Genomic DNA, 24,568 nt, shown 5'->3' with positions numbered 1-24,568 from the left:
GATTCGTATCGATCGGCTGGTTCGGCTCGGTTCGGTCGGCTCGTCGCCGGGACGCGACGGTTCCGTGTCATCATGTGTATGCGTTTCATCGGAGCGATCGAAAAGCTCGTCGCGGTGTCGTCAGAAGCCGGGCATCAGTTCGGCGGGGCCGAAGACGCCGTACTCGCCGGCACGGTTCCGTCGCACGCCGGCTTTCAGATAGCCCAGCGCGGGCCCGTTGACGTTCGCTTCCATGCTCGTCTCATCGCCGAGCTGGAAGGTGTTCGTCGCGGTCTCGCCATCGAATGTCCGGCCAGTAACACGCACTGTAGTCGTCGTCGGCTTCTCGTCGTTGTACACGTCGAGGATGCCGCCGACCGTGACGTCTTCGGCGTCGCAGACGCCCGCACGCTCGAGGAGCACGTCGTCTGCGTGTTCCATGTCTTCGAACTCGATGACGCCGTCGTGGGCGTCGATGATTTCTTCGATCTCTGCTTCGGAGAGTTCCCGAGCGGTCTCGATGTCGTACTCGGGGAGGTGGGCGATGTCCTCGCGGACGGTGCCGCGGTTGTCCTCGTAGCCGGATTTGAGGCCGACGCCCCAGTGGATGTCGACGTCAGTGACCTCGACGAACGACTGGGCGGCCAGCGCCGCCGCGCCGGTCAGCAGGCCGGGCGTCGCGCCCGCACCACAGATGAAGGTGATGCCGGCGTCCTCGAACGCCTCGCGGCGGTCGTCGAGCATGTCGATCACGCGCGAGCGCTTGAGCACGTCGATCATGACGCCGGAGTAGCCACCCTCGATGAACCGCTCGGCGGTCCGCGGAATGAAGTCGTGTTCGTAGTTCGGCAGTGCAAGGAGGACGGCATCGATCTCGTCGCCGTGGTCGATCACGTCCTGGATCGGATCCTCACTCGGGCGGGCCTGTTCGGAGGCGACGACGCCGAGCTCTTCGCCGTGTTGTTTGACGCCGCCCTCGGATGCGGCCGTCGTGTCCGCTCCGCCGTCAGTTGCAACCTCATTATCAATGTTGCCCTCGGTTGCCTCGAGCAGTTCGTCGACGTCGAGGCCGTCGAAATCGATCGCGGTCCCGTGGCGGTCACACGCCGCGACGGGTGTCAGGGCGTCTTTGTGCTGGCTCACTTCGAGTGCTCGTCGGCCAATACCGCCGGTTCCGAGTACCGCAAACGTAACGTCGTCCATGATTGTCGTGGTATGTTGAATCTCTGTCAGTCGTCGCTCGGTTCTGCGCCTGTTCGTGGTGCCGTCTCGGTCGACGACTCCGCAGCGTCGCTGTGGCGGGTCTTCACTTCCTCGGGGTCGAACTCGTTGGTCTCCTGGTTGGGCTCGAGACCCGCGCGCTCGATGATCTCGATGTCCTCGCCGGGTGACTGGCCCTCGGTCGTGAGGTAGTCGCCGGTGAGTAGGCCGTCCGCGCCAGCCTCCAGTGGCAGGTGCTGCTCGTCGGGGGCGAGGTTGACCTCGCGGCCGCCGGTGAGTCGCACCCGCGACTCGGGATGGAGGAGTTTGTACACCGCGACCGTCTTCACGATTTCTTCGGTCGAGATGCCGACACCCTGCTCGTACAGTGGCGTTCCCTCGACCGGGTTGAGGACGTTCACTGGCAGCGAGGAGATGCCGATGTCCTGTAACGCGATCGCAGCCTCGACGCGATCCGTCGGGGTCTCGCCCATCCCGAGGATGACGCCCGCACAGAGGTCCATGCCGGCCTCCTTGGCGACCTCGAGGGTCTTCACCCGATCCTCGAAGCTGTGGGTGTCGACGATCTCGGGGAAGTAGTTCGGCGAGGTTTCGATGTTATGATTATAGTGGTTGATCCCCTCCTCGGCGAGGATCGCAGCCTCCTCCTCGGTGAGGATCCCGAGCGAGGCGTCGACCTCGAGATCGCACTCGTCGCGGACGAGGCGGATCGACTCGATGACCTCCGCCCATTCTTCGGGCCGGTGTTCCTTCGAGACGCCTTTCTCCGCGACGACGATCCCGAAGCGCTGGGCACCGTCACGTTCGGCGCGTTTGGCGGCCTCTAAGACCTTCTCCGGGCCGAGGAAGCCGTAGGTCTCGATGCCGGTATCGAAGTGGACCGACTGCGCACAGAACCCACAGTCCTCGGCGCAGTTGCCCGCTTTCGCGTTGACGATCGAGCAGGCATCGACCGTGCCATCACCGAAGTGATCACGCACGGCTGCGCCGGCTTCGGCGAGGACATCGACCGGCTGGGCCATCAGCGCCAGCCCGTCGGTCCGATCGAGTCGCTCGCCGGCCACGACCCGCTCGAGTGCGTCGTCGACCGTCTCGTTTCCAGTCTCGTAAACCACACTCAGAATGGTGGTTAACGAGCATATAATGTTTTTGGACGGTCACGATCACGTGATCGTCCGCCGCTCACAGACCGGTTTCGATGTGCTGTTCGAACGCATACGCGCTCGAGAGCACCGTCGCGTCGTCGAAGCGTTCCCCGATCAGCATGAGTCCGACTGGTAGTCCGTCTGCCGTCCCGGCGGGCACCGATGTCGCCGGATGGCCAGTCACGTCGAACGGGGACGTGTTGTGAAGCATATTGAGCGCGCGGTCGATCGCCTCGAGGCGCGAGATCGACTCGTCGACTGCGTGGGCGGTCTGTGGCGTCGTCGGCATCGCGAGGACGTCGACGTCCGCGAGCGCGTCGTCGTACTCCTCGGCCAGTTTTCTGCTGAGATTCTGCGCTTTCGCGTAGTAGTGGCCGCGGTACTCGTCCGAGAGGTACTCGCCGAGGACGAGCGTGAGTTTCAACGTCGTGATGTAGTCGTCGGCGTCCGACCGCCGCGCCCGCCCGAACGCATCGGCCAGTTGCGTATCGTAGAAGCCCTTCCCGTAGTGGCCAACGCCCTCACTGTCGACCGTCGCGGCCGTCTCCTCGAGTGCGATCGCGTTCCAGATGGTCAGGCCATCGAGGTGCATCGGCACGGAGACCTCCGTTACCGTCGCCCCGGCGTCCTCGAACGCTGCGAGCGCGTCGCGAACGGTTTCGTCGACGCCCGACTCACCTGTCTCGCGGTCGAACCCCTCCTCGAGGACGCCGACAGTCACATCCGATGGATCGTCCGAAAGCGCCTCGCGGTAGTCGTCGGTCGGCACGACTCCCTGGCGAGGGTCGAGGCCGTCTTTTCCGGCGATCACGTTCAGCACTCGCGCGCAGTCGTCGACGGTCGAACAGATCGGCCCGGCGTGGTCGAACGACCGGCCGAGACCGACGATCCCGGTGTATGGGACCAGGCTATGTGTCGGTTTATGACCGACGAGGCCACTCCACGCGGCGGGGATTCGAATCGAGCCGCCCTGATCGCCACCGATGGCGACGTCGACGTCGCCGTTGCCGACGGCTGCTGCCGACCCCGACGACGACCCGCCCGCGATGTAGTCCGAATCGACGGGGTTCAGTACCGGCCCAGTCGCGGAGAGTTCGCCGCTGCCGGAGAAGGCCATGTCTTCCATGTTGAGTTTCCCGGTGATGGTCGCACCGGCGTCGAGCAACCGCGTAACGATCGTCGCGTCAGTCGACGGGACGTAGCCCTCGAAGAGTTTCGACCCGACCGTCAGTTCAACGCCGGCCAAATTGACGTTGTCTTTGAGCCCGACCTCGTAGTCCGCAAGCGGGCCGTCGTCTGCGCCCGTTACCTTGCACTTCGTGACGAAAGCGTTGAGCGGATCTTCGTCGGGTCCCGGCCGGTAGCCGGGGTCGCGGTCCGTATACTCGACGCGTGGTCGATAGTCTGGAAGCTGGTCCAATCGCTCGTAGCCCAGTAGCGTCTCGGTGATGGCGGCTTCGAAGTCTTCGACCTCCTGGTCGGTCAGGTCGATGTGATGGCGTCGTGCGTACTCGCGGATCTCCGCCGGCGTCGGCGGCTGAACGTTTGGTGGCGACTCTGACATACGGTCATGGTGGTCGATAACAATAAACAAAAAAGTTCGCCGGAAAGCCGACACTCGAGGATCGAGGGTCGATCAGCTCACCCGCTGAGAACGAATTCCGTTTCAATCGGCGATCGCGATCAGCGCCGCTCGGCGAAGAACGTCCGGAGCAGCGGATACCACGCCCCGAAGACGGCCCCGAACGTCGACAGCCCGACGAAACTCCCCCAGTGGTCGACGGGAACCGGATACGGACGTGCCGTAGCGAGCCCAAGCAAAAGCGGGCCACCGTAGGCGACGACGGTCACCCAGAGGACGACACCGTAGGAAAGGCCCACACAGGCACCGAGGAACGGACTTCGATAGCACTCGGCGAGCGGCTGCGGGACGTATCGGCCTCGCGAAAGCCGAGTGACGAGCGCGACGAACGGCCCGCCCGCAACGAGGCTGTGACAGAAGACCAACGTCCACTCGTTTACCACCCCCTCGAGCCCGTAGACATCGGCCACCGACCGAAGACTGCCGGTCGCGTGCAACACGCCGCCGAGCGCCGCCCCGGCGATCAGGGCAGCCGTCACTGTGGTCAGAACAGTCACCGGCGACGGACGCCCACGATGACGTGACTGTCTATACGACATTACCGTATCTCTCAGCTGTATTTATATGTATTTATCTGAATTCTAGAAGAATGTCTAGTTACATGAGTGTTACCGGCCCCGGCAGCTGGGTCGTTCTGCTCGCAGCGACCGATTCCGACGGCGTCACCGCGGCGTCTCTGCGCCCCACTTCTCGAGGGCCGTCGCCAGTTCCGAGTGGTCGTCGGCATAGTCCTCGAGCGACTCGCCGGCCATCGACGCGTCGACGGACTGGCGGAGCGCTTTCGCGCCTGCATGGGTGCCGTCGGGGTGGCCGTGGATTCCACCGCCGGCCTGAACGATGATGTCGGTGCCAAGGGTGTCGAGCAGCTGGTCGACGACGCCGGGATGGAGTCCGCCAGAGGCGACCGGCAGCACTGGCTTCAGGCCGTGACACTCGCCGGTGAGCCACTCGTTGATCCCCGGCGTGTCCTCGTTTGCGAGTTTCCCCAGCCCCGCAGTCCCGGTGTGAATGTGATCGACGCCACAGAGGCGGGCGATCTGGGCGATGACCCGCATCGAGACGCCGTGGTGCTCGAGCCGATCGAAGGCGGCGTGCATCGCACGATGGGCGTGGATCGCCAAGCCGTGCTCCTCGCAGCGCTCGCGGACGCTCTGGACGGCCGCCCAGCCGGCGGTGATCACGTCGACCATGACGAAGCCGCCGCCGTGTTCGGCCACGAGGTCGACGCGCTCTACCATCTCGTTGGTCTCAGCGGTCACGTTCACGAGGTAGTCCTTGCGTTCGCCGGTGGCCTCCTGTGCGCGGTCGCGGGCCGCGAGGCTCTCCGTCAGGCGGTCCTCGAAGGGGTTAAACTCCTGATCGGTAAGGTTCTCGTCGTCTTTCAGCAGGTCGACGCCACCCAGCCATGCCTCCTCGCCGATGTCGGCGTGGGCTGCAGTCGAGAGGCCGACTTTTGGTTTCGGGACCGTCGCCAGTACCGGCCGCTCGCCGGCGTCGAGTTTTTCGTGGGCGACGCTCGTCCCGAACTGCGGCCCCGGGAAGCCACTGACGATCGATTCCGGCCAGTGGCAGTCCTCGAGCCGGATCGAGTCGACGGCTTTCATCCCCAGAATGTTCCCGGCGATACACGAGAGGATCTGGGGCATGCTACCGGCCTCGAACAGCGCCGCTGGATAGGCGACGGTGATCTCGGTGCCGTCGATCTCGCAGGCCACTGCACCGAGATCCGTCAGTTCGTCCTCGTCGACGTGGAGCGCTGCCCAGGTGCCGTTCGAGGACTCGGAGGCGACCCGGCTCGCTGCGGCTTCCATCGACATGTCCGCGGCCGGGTCGATCGTAAACTCACAAGTCAGGTCCGTCGCCGCAGGCTCATACTCGAGGTCCAGAAAGTCGTCGTACTCGATTCCAGTCATGGTACCGAATCGCATTCATCGCGTCGACTAATAGGGCTTGTGCCGATCATCAGTCGGCTGGGGTCGGTCGGTCGACGGCGGCTCGCTCACACGACGGCTGATTCGCTGGATCGACCGCTGCGAGGTCGTTTGACTGGGCGTTTGTCAACCTCCGCTCCTGCTCTCCCCCGCTGGCGGCCAGTAGACTAATACGTCATCGATGTAATTTGATCGGACTGGAAAAATTCCAAAAATTAAATACTCGTCATAATCCACTACTATAGAGCGAGCGCATGACAGATAGTACGATAGACACACAGGCGGGCGATTCTGGGTTCGACGTGGGCTCGAGCGCGGACCTCTTCGGGGAGATCGAATCGAATAGCGAGTCAGGGGACGATACGAAGACCGAGACCGCCGACGGGGACGAATCCGACGTCGGTGACGAGCAAACGGCAGCTGACGTCTTCGACCAGCTTCAGACCGACGTCGGCGACGAGGACGGGACCGACGATATCCTCGCTGACGAGAGCCCGGACGACATCATCGCGAGTGCGGACGAACCCGACCCCGAACCCGACGGGGTGGTCGACGACGACCTACTGGCCGACGACGACGAACTCGCTGCTCTCTTGCTTACCGGTCGCTCGAAAGACGGCGACAGTGAGTTTCTCTGGATCGATCCCGACGCGGATGAGTCGGGAGAAGCCAAGCCCGACAGCGATATCGATGCGGACGACGACGCTCTCGAGACTGACGAGTCGGCCACAAGCGACACCGACGACCGACCGGACTCGAGCGAAACCGACGCCGACCCCATACCTGACAGTGAGACCGACGCCGACGACGCTGTGACGGCGTCCGCTCCCGATGCTGTGGAGACAGCTACTGACAACACACAGCCCGAGTCTCCCCCATCGACGTCAGATCCGAGTTCCGATGACACCCTCGAGCAGAAACCGAACTCGAGCGAGGACATTGTCGAGGATGAACCCGTTGATACCGACTCGAGTGACGAGCCCGTCGAGGACGAAGGCGTCGAGTCCGACACAGCTGGTAAAGACGAGGAAGATGGACTCGTCGAGACGGCCGAGGACGAACCCGTCGAAGCCGAGGCAGACGATGATACAGCGCTCGAACTCGAGGATGACGACGCAGGACCCGAACCCGAAGACGATACCGCGTCCGAATCCGATGCCGACGACCCGGCGACCGAAACCGACCCGGAGCGATCTGACGACTCCGCCGGCCCGCTCTCGAAACTCCGCGAGACGCTCGGCGGACTGTTCTAGCTACCCTGCCCACACACCCGACATTCGCCCGCTCTTTTCTCGCCGATCATGGATCTGGATGCCACGCAAGTCCCGTTCGCCGAACCGTAAACGGTCGCTCGCCACACACGGGACAGCGCGTGCCGCCGCCCGGTGCGTCGTCCCGGTCTGGAATCGTCTGTTCGTCGCCGCAGGTGTCACACTCGAGCCAGACAGGCATAGCCAATACTGACGGCTGACACAGTTATGAATCGCCCTGCGGGCGAGCGACGGGTCGTCGTTGTGAGCAGACGCCGTGGCTCGTGATGCGAATGGTGTCAAACAGAGAGAAACGAGAGGCGATCAGTCAGAACCGTCGGGTACGGACCGCCTCGAGTGGATCGGCGCTGTTACGCGAGGAACTCTTCGATGTGGTCGGCGACTTCCTCGGGGGTGTCGCCGACGGGGACACCGGCGTCGTTGAGCGCCGAGATTTTGCTCTCGGCGGTACCGGTACCGGAGCCGGAGACGATCGCGCCGGCGTGGCCCATGCGCTTGCCCGGCGGCGCGGTGCGGCCGGCGATGAAGCCGGCGACCGGCGTGTCGACGTGTTCGTCGATGAACGCGGCTGCCTCTTCCTCGTCTTCGCCACCGATCTCACCGCACATGACGATCGCGTCGGTGTCGGGGTCGTTCTCGAACAGCTCGAGGGCGTCGACGAAGTTGGTGCCGATGATCGGGTCGCCGCCGATGCCGATGGCGGTCGTCTGCCCGATGCCGCGGTTGGTCAGGTTGTCGACGACCTGGTAGGTCAGGGTGCCCGAGCGGGAGACGAGACCGACGTTCCCCTCCGAGAAGATGTTGCCAGGGAGAATGCCGAGTTTGGCCTCGCCGGGGGTGATGAGGCCGGGACAGTTCGGACCGATGAGTCGCGTGTCGGTCTCGGTCAGGCGCTTGTTGACGCGCGCCATGTCCTGGGTCGGGATGCCTTCCGTGATCGCGACCGCGAGATCGAGCCCGGAGTCGAGCGATTCGAAGATCGCGTCGCCGGCAAAGGCCGGCGGGACGAAGATGACCGAGGTGTCGGCGTTTTCCTCCTCGACTGCTTCGTGGACCGTGTCGTAAACCGGCACGCCGCTGACTTCCTGGCCGCCCTTGCCGGGGACCGCACCGGCAACGACGTTGGTGCCGTACTCCATCATCTGTTCGGTGTGGAACTTGCCTTCCCCACCGGTGATGCCCTGTACCACGACGCGCGTGTCGTCGTCGACTAGTACGCTCATTATTCGCTCACCTCCTCAGCGTACTCGACAGCACGCTGAACTGCATCCTCGAGGGTCTGCTCGACCGTCACGAGGTCCTCGTTGAGAATTTCCATACCTTCCTCCCAGTTGGTACCGGCCAGACGGACGACGACCGGCTTGGGGATCTCGTCGAACTGCTCGAGTGCTTCGTTGATCCCTTTGGCGACTTCGTCACCGCGGGTGATGCCGCCGAAGATGTTGAAGACGACGCTCTCGACGTTGTCGTCGGAGAAGACCATGTCGAGTGCGTTCGCAATTCGGTCGGCTTTCGCACCGCCACCGACGTCGAGGAAGTTTGCGGGCTCGCCGCCGTAGTAGTCGACGAGGTCCAGCGTCGTCATCACGAGGCCGGCACCGTTGCCGATGATCCCCGTGTTACCCTCGAGTCGGACGTAGTCGAAGCCGTACTCGTCGGCCTTCTGCTCGAGTTCGTCGCCGCCGGCGGCTTCCTCTTCCATCTCGGCGAGTTCGGGCTGGCGGAACAGCGCGTCCTCGTCGATGTTCATCACGGCGTCGGCCGCGATGACCTCGTCGTCGGAGGTGACCATCAGCGGGTTGATCTCGGCGTCGGCACCGTCCTTGTCGTCCCAGAGCTGGTAGAGCGTGGTGAGGACGCTCGAGACGTCACGGGCGACCGACTGGTCGACACCGGCATCGTAGACGGCCTTGCGGGCCTGGTAGGGATGCATCCCGAAGGCGGGGTCGATGTGTTCGCGGGCGATCGCGTCGGGGTCTTCCTCGGCGACCTCCTCGATGTTGACACCGCCTTTGGTCGAGACCATCGCGACGGGCTTGCCCTCGCCACGGTCCATCGTGATCCCGACGTAGAGTTCGTCGGTGAAGTCGACTGCTTCCTCGACGAGGACGCGGTCCACGTGGTAGCCTTTGAGATCCATTCCGAGAATGGACTCGGCTGCCTCGCGGGCTTCGTCATCGTCTTCGACGAGTTTGATCCCGCCGGCTTTCCCTCGACCACCAACCTGTACCTGCGCCTTGACCGCGACTGGATAGCCGATCTCCTCGGCCGCGGTGACGACGCCGTCGACGTCGGACGCGAGTTGCGAGTCCGGCGTCGGTACCCCGGCATCGGCGAAGACCTGCTTCGCCTGGTACTCGTGTAATTTCATACCATTCGAAGGGCCGTTCCGCCCTTGCTTAAATCCTGCCAGTTTCCGCTCGCTACTGACACGCATTCGGGGGCTCTTCCCGAGGATCGTTCACGATTTACCATCCACGACCGCCTGCGCGTGCCATCCACACAGTCCGGTCCACGAACGAGGTGGCACTGATATGGGCCGGCCTGTCACAGCATTCAAAGTTCGGCTTCCCCTATCCGCACTTGGGGCTCCCCCGTGACAAACCCTACCGCAACCCATCGACCCTCGGGATGGGTGTCGTCGATAACGACCGTGCTCCGGTTTCTGGTCCACAGCAACCTCTTTATCTCGCTGGCGACGCTCAGCGTCGTTGTCACCACTGCCATCCTCGCGAACCTGCCACTCGAGGCCCTGCCGCTGTTTATCGTCTTCGCGGCCACGATGTTCGTCTACACCGTCAACCGGTTTACTGACCTCGAGGAAGACGAACAGAACGTCCCGGACCGCGCGGCGTTTACGAAACGCTACGGTCGCCTCTGGCTGACGGCTGGAGTCGTCCTCTATGTCGCTGCGATCGCGATTGCCGTCGCGCTTGGGCTCTCGGGGGCTGCGTATCTGTTACTCCCGCTTGCGGTTGCACTGCTGTACTCCGTCGGTGGTATCAAACAGGTTTTCCTCGTCAAGAACCTCTTCGTCGGCCTCGCGTGGGGTGCGCTCCCGGTCGGCGTCGGCTACTACTACGATCAGCTCTGGTCGCTTTCAGTCCTGTTCATGTTCGCCTACGTGACGGTCATGATCACCATCGCCGCGGTGATCTTCGACGTCAAAGACATCGAGGGCGACCGCGAGGAGAACATTCCGACGGTCCCGAATCAGTTCGGCCCGCACGCGACGCGCGTCTGGTCGCTGGGTGCGACCCTCGTCGTCGCCGCGGTGGTCGTCGCGCTCGTGGTGACGGGGACGATCCCGCGACGGTTTCTCGCCGTGCTCGCGATGAACGCCTACGTTTGCGCATACATCCCGTTTGCGACCCCCGACCGCGGGCCGCTGTACTACGGGTTCGTCGTCGACGGCGAACACGTCTTCCTCGCCGCGGTCGTGCTCGCACTCGAGTGGCTCGTCTGGTGACGGTGCTCCCGCTTAGTCGTCGTCTGCAACGCCAGTCGCCCGCAGGTACTCCTCGAGCAGCGTCGGGAACTGGCCGCCGCGGACGTAGCGGAGGCCGAACTCGTCGGCCCACGAGATGATTCCCCGGTCCTCCGTGACGACCCCAGCATCGAGTTCGCGCGCGAGGATCAGTAGGTCGAAGTCTTCACGGGAGTCGAGGACGCCCTGTCGGAGCGCGCGGCGATACTTGTCACGTAGATTCGACAGGACGCGATCGGCTTCGGTCATGTACGCCTCCCGTTCGCCGTCATCGGCCTCCCGCGTGAGTTTGTCCGGGTCGAGTTGTTCGACCTCGCGAATGGCCTCTTCCGAGACCCGCAGGCCGCGGTCGACCCGGTCGCTCATCTCGTCGATGAAGTTGTAGACGACGTTCGCGGGGATCGTGACGCCATAGCGGTCGGGACTCTTGCGGACGACCCAGGTGTCGAGCCGCGAGAACACGGCATCGTCGACGTCGCGCTCGCGCAACATCGTCCCCAGTTCGTCGTGGATCGACGGCGGCACGTAACAGGAGATATTGAGCTCGAGGCGTGCGGTCGAGACGAGACCGAGCAGGCGGAGCACGGCCGCCTCAAGCGACTCGTCGTCGCGGCGGATCTCCTCGGTGATAAACAGTGACGTGTCGAGGACGAACCGCTGACGCGGGAGATCGCCGGGCATACGTATCGATTGTATGGTAAGCTACATAGACTTCACCCCAAGCAGACGGCTGCCGCCGCCGAGCGGGGCCGGCCCGGTGTTTTTGACGATGAACGGCGAGAGTCGATACATGGACCGCGACGCGTACCTCGAGCGCCTCGGGGCGACGACCGACGAGCCGGCCGACCTCTTCGAGCACTTCGAGCAACGGTCGTTCGACGGTCGGACCTACCACGTCCTGACGGACGCGCGCCACGGTCTCGAGCGCGGGACCGTCATCGTCGAGGACGCCGAGACCGTTATCAGGGGGTATCCGAGCATCCCGCGACTGCTCGTGCTCGAACCGGGGGTTCAGTCGTTCTTCGATGACGGGGCCACCGTCGCCATCGAGGAGAAACTCGACGGGTTCAACGTCCGGATCGCGGCCGTCGGCGAGCCGCTTGCGTTTACCAGAAGCGGCTACGTCTGCCCGTATACGACCGCGCGGGCGCGCAAGCTGCTGTCGCTCGAGGCGTTTTTCGACGAGCATCCGGAAAAGACCCTCTGTGCCGAACTCATCGGGCCGGAAACGCCCTACACGACCACCGACTACGAAGGGGTAGACACCCACGACTTCCGCGTTTTCGGCGTTCGCGACCGCGAGTCGGGCGACCCGCTGTCCGTAGCCGATCGCCGCGCGATCTGTGAAACGTACGACTTCAACCAGCCGCGGCTGTTCGGACGGGCACCGCCAGAAGCCGCCGCCGAGACGGTTCGCGACGCCATCGATGAACTCGACGCGGCGGGGCGAGAGGGCGTCGTGATGAAATCAGAGGCCGGTGACGCGATGGCCAAATACACGACCGAGGCCCAACACCACGACGAACTCGCCTACGCGTTCTCGCTGCCGTTCGATCATGGTCGGGATTTCATCTTCTCGCGGCTCCTCCGCGAGGCGTTTCAGGCCACCGAGTTCGACGAGGACGAGGACCGGCTGCAAGAACGCGCACACGATCTCGGCGAGTCGATCCTCATTCCGATGGTCGAAGCCATTCGAGACGTCGACGACGGCAAGACGATCGGCCACCGACACACGGTCAGGGGCGACGCCGACTCGATCGACGCCCTCTTCGACCACCTGCGCGACCAGTCGATGACGATCGAGGTCGAGTCAGATCGTCGTGAAGACGGCCAGCGCGTCGTCGAGTTCGTCAAGGTAGCCGAATCAAGTCGGGACCGCATCGCCCATTATCTCGAGGGTGGCACGCGAACCGAGTGACATGACGGTTCCATCGACTCGCTCGCTCGAGCGCGAACGAACCCTTTAGGCACCGGCCGCCGGTACGGACGTGTATGCCCGTTCCCAAATCCGAGTTCGAGAACCTCCCGCCGTGTGACTTCTACACGCCGGCGGAACTGCTCGAGGACGACCAGATGTACACCGTCTACGAGATCGCACGGCTGCTGCAGGGTCTCGAGCCAGACGCCGATATCGACCGCGAGACCGAGGACATCCTGCTCGACTGGGCGATCCCGTGGATCATGACCAACGCCGACGACCTCATCGTCGCTGAACCCCGTGATGAGGACGAGCCTGGCTACTACGGCCTGAAAGAATGATCCTGCTCGTGGTCGGTGCCGACCGCGTCGACGCCGGCAAGACGACGTTTTCGGCCGGCCTGCTCGAGCGCACCGGCGCGGTCGGCTACAAACCCCGCGCCGGCAACGACTTCTGGTTCGACCACGACGACTGTCGGCGCGCGCTCGCCGACGGGCGACTCTACGGCAAAGACGCGGCGCGGCTCTCGGCGGCCGACAGCCGCGGCCGACCGCCAGAGCGGCTCAACCCAGTCCACCGGCTTTGGCAGCCAAGTCCCGGCGGCGGCAGCGGCCTCCTCGGCCGGACCGATCGAGAGTTCGTCGTCGACCGAATCGGCCGCGATCCCGACGATACGTTGTTCGTCCGCAACGCAACCGCCGAGGTTCCGGACGCAGTCGCCGACGCGCTCCCCCTTTCCGACGCCGTTCCCGTCGAGACCGTCGCCGAATTCAACGACCTTGCCGAACAGGAGTACGTCCCCGCGTTCGACCGGCTGGCGACCGAGATCGAGGACACGGATGTCGCCGTCGTCGAGTCCTACAGCGATATCGCGCTTCCGCTGTCGTCGCTCGATCCAGCGCAGATCGCCGCCGTCGCAGCCGTCGAACCCGGTCGCGTGCGCGTCTACAACGGCGATCGCTACTGTCGAGCCTGCGAAATCGCCAACTCGAGCCCCAGAGACGGGGCCATCGAGAAGCGCGTCCCCGATGTCCTCGACTATCTCGACCCGCTCGAGCGCGTGCGGTTACCGCCCCTTGGCAAAGAACAGCGGGACGATCCCACACAGATCGCTCGCGCGTACGCGGACGCGTACGATACGTTGCTCGACGCCGCCAGACAGGTCTGACTGCTGGACAGTCTCTCTGTCGGGCGACGCGCCTACGTCTGGCGTGCCATCTGCGCCGAGAGTTCGACGTGGCTGTAGGGGTCGTTGGTCACGCTCGGCCCGTGGCCCGTGTGCATCTCTTCGAGGTCGGGATCGATCCACTCGACCACGCGGTCGATGCTCTCGATCAGCGTCGGGCGATCGCCCTCCTCGAGGTCGGTGCGACCAAAGCTCCCGTTCTGGAAGACGAGATCGCCCGCGAACAGCACGCTCGCCTCCTCCGAGTAAAAGCAGAGGTGGTCGTTCTTGTGGCCTGGGGTATGCAGTGCGACGTAGTCGTGATCGCCCAACTGGACCGTCTCCTCGTCCGCGATTGCGTGGTCGACGCCGTCGACCGCGGTGTCATACCCCCACACGTCGACGTCGAACGTCTCCTTGACTGCCGCAAGGTTCCCGACGTGGTCACGGTGCGTGTGGGTCAGGATGATGGCCTCGAGATCGTCGACGCGATCGGCGACGGCCTCGACGACGTCGAAGTTCGCGCCCGTATCGACGAGGACGGTCCGGTCACCGGTAACGAGAAAGACGTTGCTGGTAAACGCCTGCACACCCTGTGCGAGATTCGAGATCATGAGGCCTGCTACACAGTCGATCGATTTGTGGGTATCGACACAGGTCGGAGTGTCGGGAACCGCCCCAAGTGAGCGAGACGCCACTCATCGGACGTATACTGCTCGTATCGACCGTTTCTACCACCCCTCTCGCTATTCACAAGCATTTTTAGCTCCGACACGTAGTGAGTAGACGAATGAATCGGTCGGCCTCCGTCGGATTCGTCGTTCTCGTCGTCCTTACGCTCGTCGCCGGGGTCAGCGCACCGATCGCGGTGGCCGACACTGGACCGATCACTTCGCCAGCCGCGGAGCCACACCCCGCGGCGATGGCGACTCCACCAGATGGCAGCCAGTTCGCCATCCAGGAAGCCCAGGATTTCGACAAGACGACGTTCGAGATCATCGTTCACGAAAACGGCAGCGCGACGTGGACCTTCCGGTACGAACAGGTGTTCGCAAACGAAGACAACGCGACCGCTGCCAGAGAGAACTTCGAAGCCTTCGCCGAGGAGTTCAGAGCCAACGAGACGGACTTCTACGACCGATTTACCAACCAGTCGCGTCTGATGGTCGAGTCCGGACAACGGGAAACCGGCCGAGAGATGGAAGCGACGAATTTCCGCCGTTCCGCGCAGGTCGAAGAGCGATTCACGACGATGGGTGTCGTCGAAATGTCTTTTACGTGGGAGCGGTTCGCAGCCGTCGACGCGGACCGAATTATCGTCGGTGACGTCTTCACCGATGTCTTTCTCGAGTCGAATCAGGAAATCGTCATCGAGCCCGGCGGTGATCTCACGTTCCAATCGATCGAACCTGCCGACGGGCAGTACGCCGGGGACTCGATTGAAGACGCGGAGTCCGTTCAGTGGAGCGGTCAACGGGGATTCATCGACGGCCGTCCCCGTGCCGTGTTTGACCGTCCTGGGAGTACCGACACGGGACTGATTACAGCTATAGGCGGCGGTCCGGGTTGGCCTCTCCTCGGAGCCCTCTTCGGTCTCGGCCTCGCCGCCGCAGCCGTGATCTGGTATCGACGCTACGGGCCCGGCGCTGGCGAACCCGCCACCGGAGAGTCACCACCCGACGCAGCACAGCCCGCACCAGCTGCCGCCGACGCGGCCGACGAACCCCTCGAGGAAACCGACTCGATCGCCGACGAGGAACTCCTGACGGACGAAGACCGCGTCGTCAAACTCATCCGCGAGAACGGTGGGCGGATGAAACAGGTCAACATCGTCGAGGAAACCGGCTGGTCGAAATCCAAGGTCAGCATGCTGCTCTCGGATATGGAAGACGAGGGCACCATCAGCAAACTCCGCGTCGGCCGCGAAAACATCATCAGCCTCGAGGGCTTCGAGCCCGAGGCAACGAAGTCACCGTTCGAGGAGTGACAGCTGACAATACCTTATCGCTGATCCGTTATCTCGTGTGACCTCCTCTCACTGCAGGATCGAAACGGAATCCTTAAACATAACACCGCTCTACGATTGAGTGAAGACGAAGCCCGCTCCGATGGTGTAGTCCGGCCAATCATATTGCCCTCTCACGGCAATGACCAGGGTTCGAATCCCTGTCGGAGCATCCTACCCCGCCGCCTTCTCGTGGTTTTCACCGTGAACTAACCACAGGTAAACGTATGTTCACGGGCAATGCGGTTCAGATGGTGCATCGACCCCGACGCCGTCTTGCGATTCCACTACGTCGTGAGGCAATGAAGTTCAAGGGGGAAAATCGACCGCCGTCTTGCGATTGGCGAAATCGAGAGGCAATGGTCTGGGTTCCCGTCACGGAGGTCAGGCAATGAAAGACGCGGACCAGGCAATCGACCCCCTCGAAGACATCACGCTCATTCCTGGGCCGACAGAAGAATTGTTAAATGAGAGACAATTCCTCGACTATCGGAGTGAGCGAGAACAGTGCCTTGATTGGCTGTTAACATTCGGTATAGATCCGAAGACAGCTGATGGGTACGCAAAAACAACCGTCAGCAATCGCGCGTTCCGAATGGACCAGTTCTACCGCTGGGTTTGGGAGCAGGAAGGCGGGTACACTACGAGCCTCACTCACGACCACGCTGACAATTACTTGCGCCACTTAGCTGGCCAACAGAAGTCAAACGCGCACAAGAACTCGTGTCGGAAGGCCTTGATGATGCTCTACAAGTGGCGACATCATCAACGCGGAGCAGACAAGTGGGAGCCAGAGATTACGTTCTCCCGCAAAAACCAATCAACGACGCCACGGGATTACTTAACGCGCGAAGAGCGGACTGCCATCCGTGACGCGTCACTGGAGTATGGAAGTGTCCCTAGTCGTGATAGCGTCCACGGTGACGAACGAGACCAGTGGGTTGCGTACCTGGCACAACGTTTCGAGAAGCCGAAAACAGAAGTGACGGAAGCGGACTGGGACCGCGCGAACAAATGGAAGACACCGAGCCTTGTCGCCGCGAGCCTTGATGGTGGTCTACGCCCGATCGAAGTTGAACGCGCACGAACGTCGTGGGTTGACGTCGACAACGGTGTCCTTCGAATCCCGAAAGAAGAGTCCTCGAAGAATACAGAGCACTGGATCGTTAGTCTCCAGACCCAGACTGTCGAGATGCTGGATCGCTGGTTGACACAACGAGCAACGATCGAAAAGTACGATGACACCGACGCGCTTTGGTTGACGAGAAGAAGCAACCCGTACCAGACCTCGTCACTCCGGAATTTGCTTCACCGGCTCTGTGAGATCGCAGGGATCTCCACAGAGAATCGGCAAATGAGTTGGTATGCTATCAGGCATTCGACAGGAACGTATATGGCGCGTGAGGAAGGACTCGCGGCTGCCCAGACTCAACTCCGTCATAAGTCGCCAGAAACGACGATGAAGTACGATCAAGCACCGATCGAAGACCGGAAGAACGCGTTAGATCGAATGGGGTAGTTCCAGTGTAGTGGGGCAGCGTTACTCCTCTGTCCCGTCTTGAAGGATTTGCCTCGTGATATCGACACGGGCTTCAGTCGTATCCGGAATCACCGCATCGATGTGGAGGCCACCGCCATGCGTCTTGGAGACCGCCGCAGTTGTCTCGTTTGTCTCCTGTGCTGGTTGAGTGTTCGTAGTGGCTGTTGACGACGTCGCGTCTGCCTCTTCTGCGAAGGGGTTGTATTCTGGATCTGCTGCTGCCTTCTGTGCTTTTCGCTGGGTTTCGTTCAGACGGAGTTGAAGCTTTTCGACTGGGGTCTGGTTATACGACTCTTGTGTCGTCTCGAATCGTTCGTGTCGCAGTTGATCGTTGGCTTCGGACAGTTCGCCCTCAGAAGTCATGTTCCGACCCATCGTCTGGCGGAGACTGTACCAGACGATCTTCCGATTATCTGTTTTGATCCCTGCCTCTTCGCATAGATTGCGCAGGAGGTTACAGAGGCTCCCTGATTGGTAGGGGTTTCCCTCCCTGTTGAGCCAGATTTTGTTGCTCCCATCGTACTTTTTGAGGTGACGTCGCTCCTGAAACCACTCACTTAGCACATCTCCAGACCTGTCTGACAGGCCTACCTCTTCTTTTTCGCGTTCTTTGCAGGCGTACTCAGTTGGGATTTTGAGCGTGTTCGATTTCGGGTCGTACCAATGCATTTCGGCGTTTCCGATTTCGATCGGTGCGAGTCCAGCATCGAACCCAACGGTCACCATGGAGTGGACTTTCCCACTCCAATCAGCATGCAACCAATCGTTTCGCGTCACGTCTTCTTTCGGGATTCCAAGCCGCTGTGCAACGAGGCCATCTATTTTCTCCCGTTCGTCAACAGGTGTATCGTAGTACGATGGGAGTGCGCCATAGGACTCTGCTTCCTCAAACAATAGTCCCAGTTCGCGGTAGGTGAATCGGTACGCGGATTCACCTTTCTCGTCACTGAAGTTGATTTTTGGTTCCCACTCGTAGTCCATCGTTCCTTCGTAATACTGCCATCTGAAATAGCACTCCAGAGTGTCGGCAAATTTCCTCTTCGTCGATTCACCGTACTCCTCGCCTTTGTTCTTCCCTCGTTGTTTCGTGATCTCTGCTCGATCAATCATCAACAGGAGCTCGTCGGCATGCTCGTCCTCGATTTTCGTAGGATCGTCCGGGTCGAAATACGTGATTGAGAATCGATGGAGCTGATCAAGACGGTTAAGATAGTTCTTTGCCGTCGATTCGTTGAGTCCGATTTCTCGCCTTGGATTCTTTCCCTCATTGATCATCCACGTGTGGAGTTCCTCGTACTTTTGTTGAACATCTTCTGCTGCATCACCGAGTTCTTCTTGCAACTCTTCCGTGATGGCAGCAGGTAGTTTTGAACTCGTCATTTGATACGAAACAGGATATTAACCATTTAGTTAAAAACCCTCGTCCTTGAGAGGGTTGTATATACATATTTCAATATACTTCAGATAGAGAATTTAGATCCAAGGACAGGTACACATCCAGGTACGTACGTGGGTACACGGTCTTGTGCGTACTTACGTCCGATCTCACACACATAATGAGAGTTGCGAGCCTTTCTGGATTGCACAGGAACACACCAATGGCTGGTCAAGTAGAGAAAAGCAGCTAATCTCCTTGGACGGATTTATTGCCAACTAGTTGTAATTTACTGTATGGATGAACTTACGGCGAACATCTCGTTCGACAGGTTCGCTGATATGCCGGAGTTCTATGGGTCGGGATCGGCAAAGTACCGGCTGGCGATGGTGAAGGAGCGCGGTGATTTTCTCGATCTGTTCGAGGGTGCTCATCACGTTGACGCAGTTACCTACGCGGAGACGCCTGAACTAATGGTGAAAATGTTGACCGAGTACAATATCGGATCTCTGGACGTTCTCATCGGAAACGCCGACGATTACGCTGGTCAAGTCAACGACGTCTCTACTGCGCGCTCACTGGTTCAGTTGCGACAGGATGGTCGGCTCACGGTTCGGCTGAAGAACCGGAAGACCGTCCACTCGAAGATCTACCGTATCGTCATGCCGGACGACACGGTAAAGCTCGTGCAGGGATCCGCAAACCTCTCACGGAACTCATGGGAGTACCACACAAACCAGATATCTGTTTTTACGACTGATGTCGGGACCGAACTGGACAAAGAGTTCAAGCGGTTCATCGACGAATATCGGGAAAGTTACAGCAGCCAGACACTGTTAGAGGGGCTGGTTGAAGCGCTTGAAGAAGCCGACTCACCAGAAGAGCGGGAGAACCGGATTGAGTACTGGGTCGGGACGGCAGATCTCGATGTGAGTGACACGGCGGCGCTGAATCAGGACGCTGTAGAGGATCTAAAAGATGTCGCAGATCAGGTCACTGCCGTCGTTGATGATCCTGAAGAGGCTGACGAGACGGTCGCGTTTATCGAAGAACCCGAAAATGCCGATCGAACCATCGTAGAACCCAACGATTCAGCGATCGAGGATGACTCAGACGAAACGGATGACAGTGACGAGTCTCCAGATGTTGGGCTCGTCGAATCTGAGCACGAAACAAGTTTGACAGACACACTCGACCGACCACGGGTCAGAGCGCCTGATGAGAAGATTCGGATGGGGACGAGCAAAGTGGACAAAGACACGGCCGACGAGTTCGGGACCAGCCTCCGTGATCGGGGTGCGACCGTCGAAGACCACAGTATCACTGCACCATTGAGCGCATACAACAAGCAGGTCAAGGAATCGACGGCGATTCCGACGATGTCTGTCCTTCCGGACGCTGAGCAAGTGGTGATTGGCGAGGATGATGAGATGATTCTGGTCGCTACTGACGAACCAACGCCTGAAGTCTTGGACCATTGTCTCGAAACGATTGAGGACTACATCGAAACTGTCGAGAACCACGGTTACACGCAGTCGGAAACCGCGGTGATGGCGCAAATGTACGAGGCGTTCCTCTACGGGTTCTGGGCCCCATTCGCCAATCAGTACGCCGAAGCACTCTCCTCACCATCACGGACGCTCGACAACGTCCTCCAGCACCTCTACATCGAAGGGAAAAGCGACGCCGGGAAGGACAAACTCACCGAGTACATTCTCCGACTGATTTCCGATAACACGGTTATCTCCGGTGTAGACGCAGACGATGTCGGTGTCGGTGAAATCCGTGGCATCCGCGAGTGGGACACGTCCTTCCCGTACGCAATCATCGACGCAGAGAAGCGCAAGATCCAGAACTGGAGCCCGATCCGGAACTACTGGGGCGACTGGACACCGACAAGCGTCGACCAACCCTGCCTCATCTTCACGACGAACGACGCGCTTCCCAAATCGGAGTTCCGGAACCGGATGAAGATCCTGAGTATGGACGTCTCATTCCCATCGAACCCTGAAGACCCAGGATTCCGGGAAGCTCAAGAAGACCTCACCCAAGTACTAGAACGGGAAAACCCGATCTTCAGCTACGTCGCCCGCCGGATGCTCACCGAGCAACCCTGGACCGACGGGAACGGCACCATCGAAGGCGTTCGACGCATCTTCCGCGAGTTCTACGACGAAGCCGGTCGGGAGGAACCCGAGTACTTCCCAGCCGACGAACCAGCAGAGAAAAAGTACGATACGGGACGCCTCAAATGGCAGCGCGACATCCAAGGTGGCCGCGTCACGTTCGAATCCGAGCCCGACGCGATCACTGCCGACTTCGACCGCGAAGAATACGAAGTATACGACTACGAGAAGCGGCTCCCGAAACGGTTCATGTCCGAGAAGTCCTCCACGAGCGTCTACATCGGTGCCCCAGAGGAGTTCGCCGAGTGGATCGGGTACTCCGTCGACGAACTGTTGAACGGTGCCGCCGAAACGAGCACTGATAACGAACCGTCGGCTGGGGCAAAGGTGAGTTCTGACGAAAACGAGTCGAGCGGATTCCTCTCGCGCCTATTCGGGGATTGACACTCCAGAAGTGAGCCTGTACTTCGGATGTCACAGCACCCATGGTTAATCTGATGTGAGGACGAATCCAGTACAGAGGAGTGCTATATCAGTTATCTCGTTTGCCTTCTTGATATCCCGTTCGTCCTGCTTTGGCCGACGTTCGGAGTATCTCATAGAGGCCTACAAGGAGTCTGACTGCGAGAACAGTCACTCCGAGTATTCCAAGTACCTCTCCAACTGGCGGATTGCTAATCTGGGCGAATGAGGAAACGAGCGCGCCTGCGAACAGCAAGCCTAGGCCTATCCAGAAAGCCTCGTTGCGCTGGGAAAGTTCAGTCAGCGTGTCAGCGACCATACGTAATCATTCTCGTGTTTGAGTATAGTATTTTGATGTGTGGAACCGATACAGTTGTACTTGCAGTGAGCGGCTGGTTCACTACTTTCGGCGTGAAACAAACGAAGTCGTCGTGCTGCACTAATCCTCTCTATTCAGCAGGTCGTTTCTGACGCCTATCCGAGAGATGGGGAACTGCTCCGGTAACGCCCTTGTCTGTATTGAGCGATTTTGGAGAGTCGAGATCGGACGTACCAACCGTTCTATGATATCTCACCTGTACTCACCAAGATTTTCACGTCTTACTCTGAGAGATGTCAAGTGCTGCGGATAGATTGTCGCGCAATTGAGCGAGCGGTGGATAGCTCGATCTCGTCGAACGTATCGTCTTCTTCGAGTGTCTCAATTACAGCGTCGACTGGTTCTGTGAACGTGAACATGAGGTGAACACCGCTTTTGAAGCCACCACTCGTTCGCTCGCTTTCGAGTACACCATACGTTCCTGCTTTGTTGATGTGGCTGTTGACCGTTTCTTGTGTATAGACATCTCGGTCGGTGCGTTGGCAGATCTCCTGATACAACGTGTAAATTGCTGGACTCGGTGCTGAGCCATTATTCACATCTGCGACAACGGCCGCAGCATAAAGCGAGAGCTTCTTCTGGAGAGACATTCCACCCACAATTTCTAACACCCGGTTTTTGACGACTGAGTCATTGGCTGCGTGTACATGCCGCTCTGTGACAACTGTCTCTCCGTTCCTGTTTGCTAACTCTCCTGCATCACGAAGTAAGTCGATTGCTCGACGTGCGTCACCCTCGTTTTTCGCCCCGTATGCAGCAACGAGTTCGATGACGCCGTCATCGAGAGCACCGTCTTTGAAGGCGTCGCGTCGGCGGTTGAGGATTTCGATGAGTTCGTTAGCATCATAATCGGAGAAAGGAATACCAGTCGGATTGTACGAACTATCGGTGCGGCTATCGAGATTCTCGCGGAATTTGGGGTGGTTCGTGATCACGACCGTTGAGACGAGGGTATCGACATGCTGCTCGGCCATAACTCGGCTCAAGCTGTAGAGTAACCGGGAATACGCAGGCTCGTCATCACTAGCGCGACCGGTAAGAGTGTCAATTTCGTCGAGTATGAATACAAGAGCATCGAAATGCCGGTCAACAATTTCGTAGAGGCGGACGTATTTTGCATCGGTGGAGACACCTTTCCGAGGGATATCCCAGGAGACTCCGGCTTTTTTAGCGGTTTGATTTCCGAGTTTCCAGACAGCGCGGTCTAGCGAGTGGGACTCCATCGTTTTGAAATTGACCGCGATAAAGTCGAAGTCAATCTTGTTCTGAGTGGCGCGTTCTTTTACTTTCTCAGCGACCGCTTTCACCGTGAGTGTTTTTCCAGTACCACTTGGCCCGTAGAGTAAGAGATCTGGGGGACGTTCGCCGTCGAGGGTGTCACGAAACGCCCGGGCCTCAGCTGCCAGTTGTTTATCACGGCCATAGATTCGGTTATGATCGACGATCGTGTTCGAGTCAACGAGTTGTTTATTCTCGAAGACCGTTTTTCGTTCGCCATCAAGGATGCTATCGACGATAGATGACTCAGAAGGCTGATCTGCGATATCTTTGCCCCCATCTCCCTGCATGTCGGATGGGTTGTGGTTCATTATCGGTGATGGACACTAAGTTGCAATACCTTTTTCGAAATGAAGGGGGTGTAGTCGAAATGAAGACCCCATGATCGAAATGACTCAGGGTGCTATCGGAATCGAAATAATAGGAGTAGTATCGAGATGAGGACACCGTGATCGAAATGAAATTAGGTAGAGGGGGATGCTCCAGAGGCGAATAACCCTCACACCGCAATCGAAATGAAATCATAGAAATTAAAGACGGAGACTGTCCCGTCTTCAGTCTGAGAGCGGATTATGTGGTGAAACTGGCTGAGTAAGCTATCGTGATCGAAATGAACTCGAAGAAGAGACATATAGAATCAAGATTTATTAGCAGCATCGCGTATGAGAACCCGAATCTGTGTTTGACGGCCTAATTTCATTTCGAAAACGGTGTGTGAGGGTTGATTATCTAGACGTTCTATAACAGATTTCATTTCGAAAACGGTGTGTGAGGGTTGATTATCTAGACGTTCTATAACAGATTTCATTTCGAATACAGTGTGGGTGAGGTCCAGATCATTCCCACAGAGTCCAGTCAAAAATCGTTACTTCCCCTTTCCAGCGGTTCTAGATTTTTCTCCCCAGCCTCAACCTTTGCTCGCTCGATCCGCCACTCGTCGTTATCGAACGCGATTTCGTAGTTCTGCTCACTACGCTTCAAGATCGACTGAATAGCACTCTCGGGGACTTCGAAGAATTCTGCAGTCGCTCGCTTCGACCGACCCTTCTTCACTTCCCTGATGAAGTTCTGTGCTCGGGCGTACTCATCTGGAACTTGGTACATGAACCCGTCCTCAACGTCGTAGCCAAACGGCGGACGGCCCACGCGCTTTCCGTCGCGGCGGGCTTTGTCGATGCCTTGCTGAACGCGGTCTTTGATCATCCTCCTCTCTGCGTCTGCGAACGTGATTAGGATGTTCAGCATTAGATCGCCCATCCAATCTTCTTTCCCTGTCGTGTCAACTGGCTGTTCCACTAAATCTAGACCGATCCCTCGATCACGGAGTTCCTCAACAAAAGACGCGAGCTCGCTGAATGATCGGCCGAGCCTATCGATCTCTGTTGAAACTACTACGTCGTATTCGTCGAGTCCATCTCGAAGATCGTTATACTGATCCCGGGCGAGAGATGCACCTGACTCGACGTCGACGAACCACGTAATGTTGTCCTCTTCGTACTTCGATGCAATTGAGTCGCGTTGTCTCTCGGCATCTTGATCGGCTGTGCTAACGCGCACATACGCAGCGACGTTCCGACAGTCTGGTGTTTCTCCCATACCTAACCTTGTCTGATTCGTACATATAAAGTAAGGATGTTTCCTTGA

The 24,568-nt window shown here is 59.6% G+C and carries 22 protein-coding genes and 1 tRNA gene; 9 read left to right on the top strand and 14 right to left on the bottom strand.

What is annotated here, in order from left to right; genetic code table 11:
* Positions 1 to 120: 120 nt before the first annotated feature.
* From BDK88_RS08370 to rbcL, 5 genes are all read right to left on the bottom strand, one after another.
* A complete protein-coding gene (locus BDK88_RS08370) occupies positions 121 to 1,182 on the bottom strand; it encodes a transcriptional regulator (RefSeq protein WP_130500041.1) in 1,062 nt (353 codons plus the stop codon).
* A gap of 26 nt (positions 1,183 to 1,208) precedes the next feature.
* Complete coding sequence (gene bioB, locus BDK88_RS08365) at positions 1,209 to 2,315, bottom strand: biotin synthase BioB (protein ID WP_130500040.1); 1,107 nt, start codon at positions 2,313 to 2,315, stop codon at positions 1,209 to 1,211.
* Between the two features lie 67 nt (positions 2,316 to 2,382).
* The gene (locus BDK88_RS08360) at positions 2,383 to 3,909 is read right to left on the bottom strand and encodes an amidase (protein ID WP_130500039.1); all 1,527 of its coding nucleotides are present in this window, start codon (positions 3,907 to 3,909) and stop codon (positions 2,383 to 2,385) included.
* Between the two features lie 119 nt (positions 3,910 to 4,028).
* Entirely contained in the window at positions 4,029 to 4,484 is a 456-nt protein-coding gene (locus BDK88_RS08355) for a hypothetical protein (RefSeq protein ID WP_242611632.1), read from the bottom strand.
* A 165-nt stretch (positions 4,485 to 4,649) separates the two neighbouring features.
* Positions 4,650 to 5,900 (bottom strand): type III ribulose-bisphosphate carboxylase, encoded by a 1,251-nt coding sequence (gene rbcL, locus BDK88_RS08350; RefSeq protein ID WP_130500038.1) that lies wholly within the window; start codon positions 5,898 to 5,900, stop codon positions 4,650 to 4,652.
* A 272-nt stretch (positions 5,901 to 6,172) separates the two neighbouring features.
* On the opposite strand from rbcL, the gene BDK88_RS08345 reads away from it, so the two are divergent.
* Positions 6,173 to 7,171: a midas domain-containing protein gene (locus BDK88_RS08345; RefSeq protein WP_130500037.1), complete on the top strand. Its 999-nt coding sequence runs from the start codon at positions 6,173 to 6,175 to the stop codon at positions 7,169 to 7,171.
* Between the two features lie 46 nt (positions 7,172 to 7,217).
* Here BDK88_RS08345 and BDK88_RS21130 read toward each other — a convergent pair whose 3' ends face one another.
* The 3 genes from BDK88_RS21130 to sucC form a co-directional block, all read right to left on the bottom strand.
* Entirely contained in the window at positions 7,218 to 7,370 is a 153-nt protein-coding gene (locus BDK88_RS21130; RefSeq protein WP_165396933.1) for a hypothetical protein, read from the bottom strand.
* A 169-nt stretch (positions 7,371 to 7,539) separates the two neighbouring features.
* Positions 7,540 to 8,412 (bottom strand): succinate--CoA ligase subunit alpha, encoded by an 873-nt coding sequence (sucD, locus tag BDK88_RS08340; RefSeq protein ID WP_008012457.1) that lies wholly within the window; start codon positions 8,410 to 8,412, stop codon positions 7,540 to 7,542.
* Positions 8,412 to 9,560, bottom strand: a complete 1,149-nt coding sequence (gene sucC, locus BDK88_RS08335; protein WP_092931707.1) for an ADP-forming succinate--CoA ligase subunit beta — start codon at positions 9,558 to 9,560, stop codon at positions 8,412 to 8,414. Before sucC ends, sucD begins: the two co-directional genes overlap by 1 nt.
* A gap of 225 nt (positions 9,561 to 9,785) precedes the next feature.
* Here sucC and BDK88_RS08330 point away from each other — a divergent pair, with 225 nt between their 5' ends.
* The gene (locus BDK88_RS08330; protein WP_130500036.1) at positions 9,786 to 10,658 is read left to right on the top strand and encodes a UbiA family prenyltransferase; all 873 of its coding nucleotides are present in this window, start codon (positions 9,786 to 9,788) and stop codon (positions 10,656 to 10,658) included.
* A 12-nt stretch (positions 10,659 to 10,670) separates the two neighbouring features.
* Here the strand turns inward: BDK88_RS08330 and BDK88_RS08325 are convergent, their stop codons facing one another.
* On the bottom strand, positions 10,671 to 11,357 hold the full coding sequence (locus tag BDK88_RS08325) for an RNA ligase partner protein (protein WP_130500035.1): 687 nt from the start codon (positions 11,355 to 11,357) through the stop codon (positions 10,671 to 10,673).
* 109 nt (positions 11,358 to 11,466) lie between these two features.
* Here BDK88_RS08325 and BDK88_RS08320 point away from each other — a divergent pair, with 109 nt between their 5' ends.
* The 3 genes from BDK88_RS08320 to BDK88_RS08310 all read left to right on the top strand — a co-directional run bounded on the left by BDK88_RS08320 (position 11,467) and on the right by BDK88_RS08310 (position 13,762).
* Positions 11,467 to 12,594, top strand: coding sequence for an RNA ligase (locus BDK88_RS08320; RefSeq protein WP_130500605.1), 1,128 nt, complete (start codon positions 11,467 to 11,469; stop codon positions 12,592 to 12,594).
* 74 nt (positions 12,595 to 12,668) lie between these two features.
* Positions 12,669 to 12,935, top strand: coding sequence for a DUF5827 family protein (locus tag BDK88_RS08315; RefSeq protein ID WP_130500034.1), 267 nt, complete (start codon positions 12,669 to 12,671; stop codon positions 12,933 to 12,935).
* Positions 12,932 to 13,762: an ATPase gene (locus tag BDK88_RS08310; RefSeq protein ID WP_130500033.1), complete on the top strand. Its 831-nt coding sequence runs from the start codon at positions 12,932 to 12,934 to the stop codon at positions 13,760 to 13,762. Before BDK88_RS08315 ends, BDK88_RS08310 begins: the two co-directional genes overlap by 4 nt.
* Positions 13,763 to 13,794: 32 nt before the next feature.
* Here BDK88_RS08310 and BDK88_RS08305 read toward each other — a convergent pair whose 3' ends face one another.
* Complete coding sequence (locus BDK88_RS08305) at positions 13,795 to 14,373, bottom strand: MBL fold metallo-hydrolase (protein ID WP_130500032.1); 579 nt, start codon at positions 14,371 to 14,373, stop codon at positions 13,795 to 13,797.
* Positions 14,374 to 14,549: 176 nt separating this feature from the next.
* On the opposite strand from BDK88_RS08305, the gene BDK88_RS08300 reads away from it, so the two are divergent.
* The 3 genes from BDK88_RS08300 to BDK88_RS08290 all read left to right on the top strand — a co-directional run bounded on the left by BDK88_RS08300 (position 14,550) and on the right by BDK88_RS08290 (position 17,283).
* A complete protein-coding gene (locus tag BDK88_RS08300; protein WP_130500031.1) occupies positions 14,550 to 15,746 on the top strand; it encodes a helix-turn-helix transcriptional regulator in 1,197 nt (398 codons plus the stop codon).
* A gap of 115 nt (positions 15,747 to 15,861) precedes the next feature.
* A tRNA-Glu gene (locus BDK88_RS08295) sits at positions 15,862 to 15,936 on the top strand.
* Between the two features lie 219 nt (positions 15,937 to 16,155).
* A complete protein-coding gene (locus BDK88_RS08290; protein ID WP_130500030.1) occupies positions 16,156 to 17,283 on the top strand; it encodes a tyrosine-type recombinase/integrase in 1,128 nt (375 codons plus the stop codon).
* Positions 17,284 to 17,304: 21 nt separating this feature from the next.
* Here the strand turns inward: BDK88_RS08290 and BDK88_RS08285 are convergent, their stop codons facing one another.
* Positions 17,305 to 18,684 (bottom strand): site-specific integrase, encoded by a 1,380-nt coding sequence (locus BDK88_RS08285; RefSeq protein ID WP_165396932.1) that lies wholly within the window; start codon positions 18,682 to 18,684, stop codon positions 17,305 to 17,307.
* 291 nt (positions 18,685 to 18,975) lie between these two features.
* Between BDK88_RS08285 and BDK88_RS08280 the strand changes: the two genes are divergently transcribed.
* A complete protein-coding gene (locus BDK88_RS08280; RefSeq protein WP_130500029.1) occupies positions 18,976 to 21,249 on the top strand; it encodes a phospholipase D-like domain-containing protein in 2,274 nt (757 codons plus the stop codon).
* Between the two features lie 88 nt (positions 21,250 to 21,337).
* Here the strand turns inward: BDK88_RS08280 and BDK88_RS08275 are convergent, their stop codons facing one another.
* The 3 genes from BDK88_RS08275 to BDK88_RS08265 form a co-directional block, all read right to left on the bottom strand.
* Complete coding sequence (locus BDK88_RS08275) at positions 21,338 to 21,586, bottom strand: hypothetical protein (protein WP_130500028.1); 249 nt, start codon at positions 21,584 to 21,586, stop codon at positions 21,338 to 21,340.
* A 296-nt stretch (positions 21,587 to 21,882) separates the two neighbouring features.
* Entirely contained in the window at positions 21,883 to 23,235 is a 1,353-nt protein-coding gene (locus BDK88_RS08270; protein ID WP_130500027.1) for a Cdc6/Cdc18 family protein, read from the bottom strand.
* Between the two features lie 544 nt (positions 23,236 to 23,779).
* Positions 23,780 to 24,520: a recombinase family protein gene (locus BDK88_RS08265; RefSeq protein ID WP_130500026.1), complete on the bottom strand. Its 741-nt coding sequence runs from the start codon at positions 24,518 to 24,520 to the stop codon at positions 23,780 to 23,782.
* Positions 24,521 to 24,568 lie beyond the last annotated feature (48 nt).

This window comes from Natrinema hispanicum (assembly GCF_004217335.1).
GTDB classification, from domain to species: Archaea; Halobacteriota; Halobacteria; order Halobacteriales; family Natrialbaceae; genus Natrinema; species Natrinema hispanicum.
This window is presented reverse-complemented; position numbering and strand designations above follow the sequence as displayed.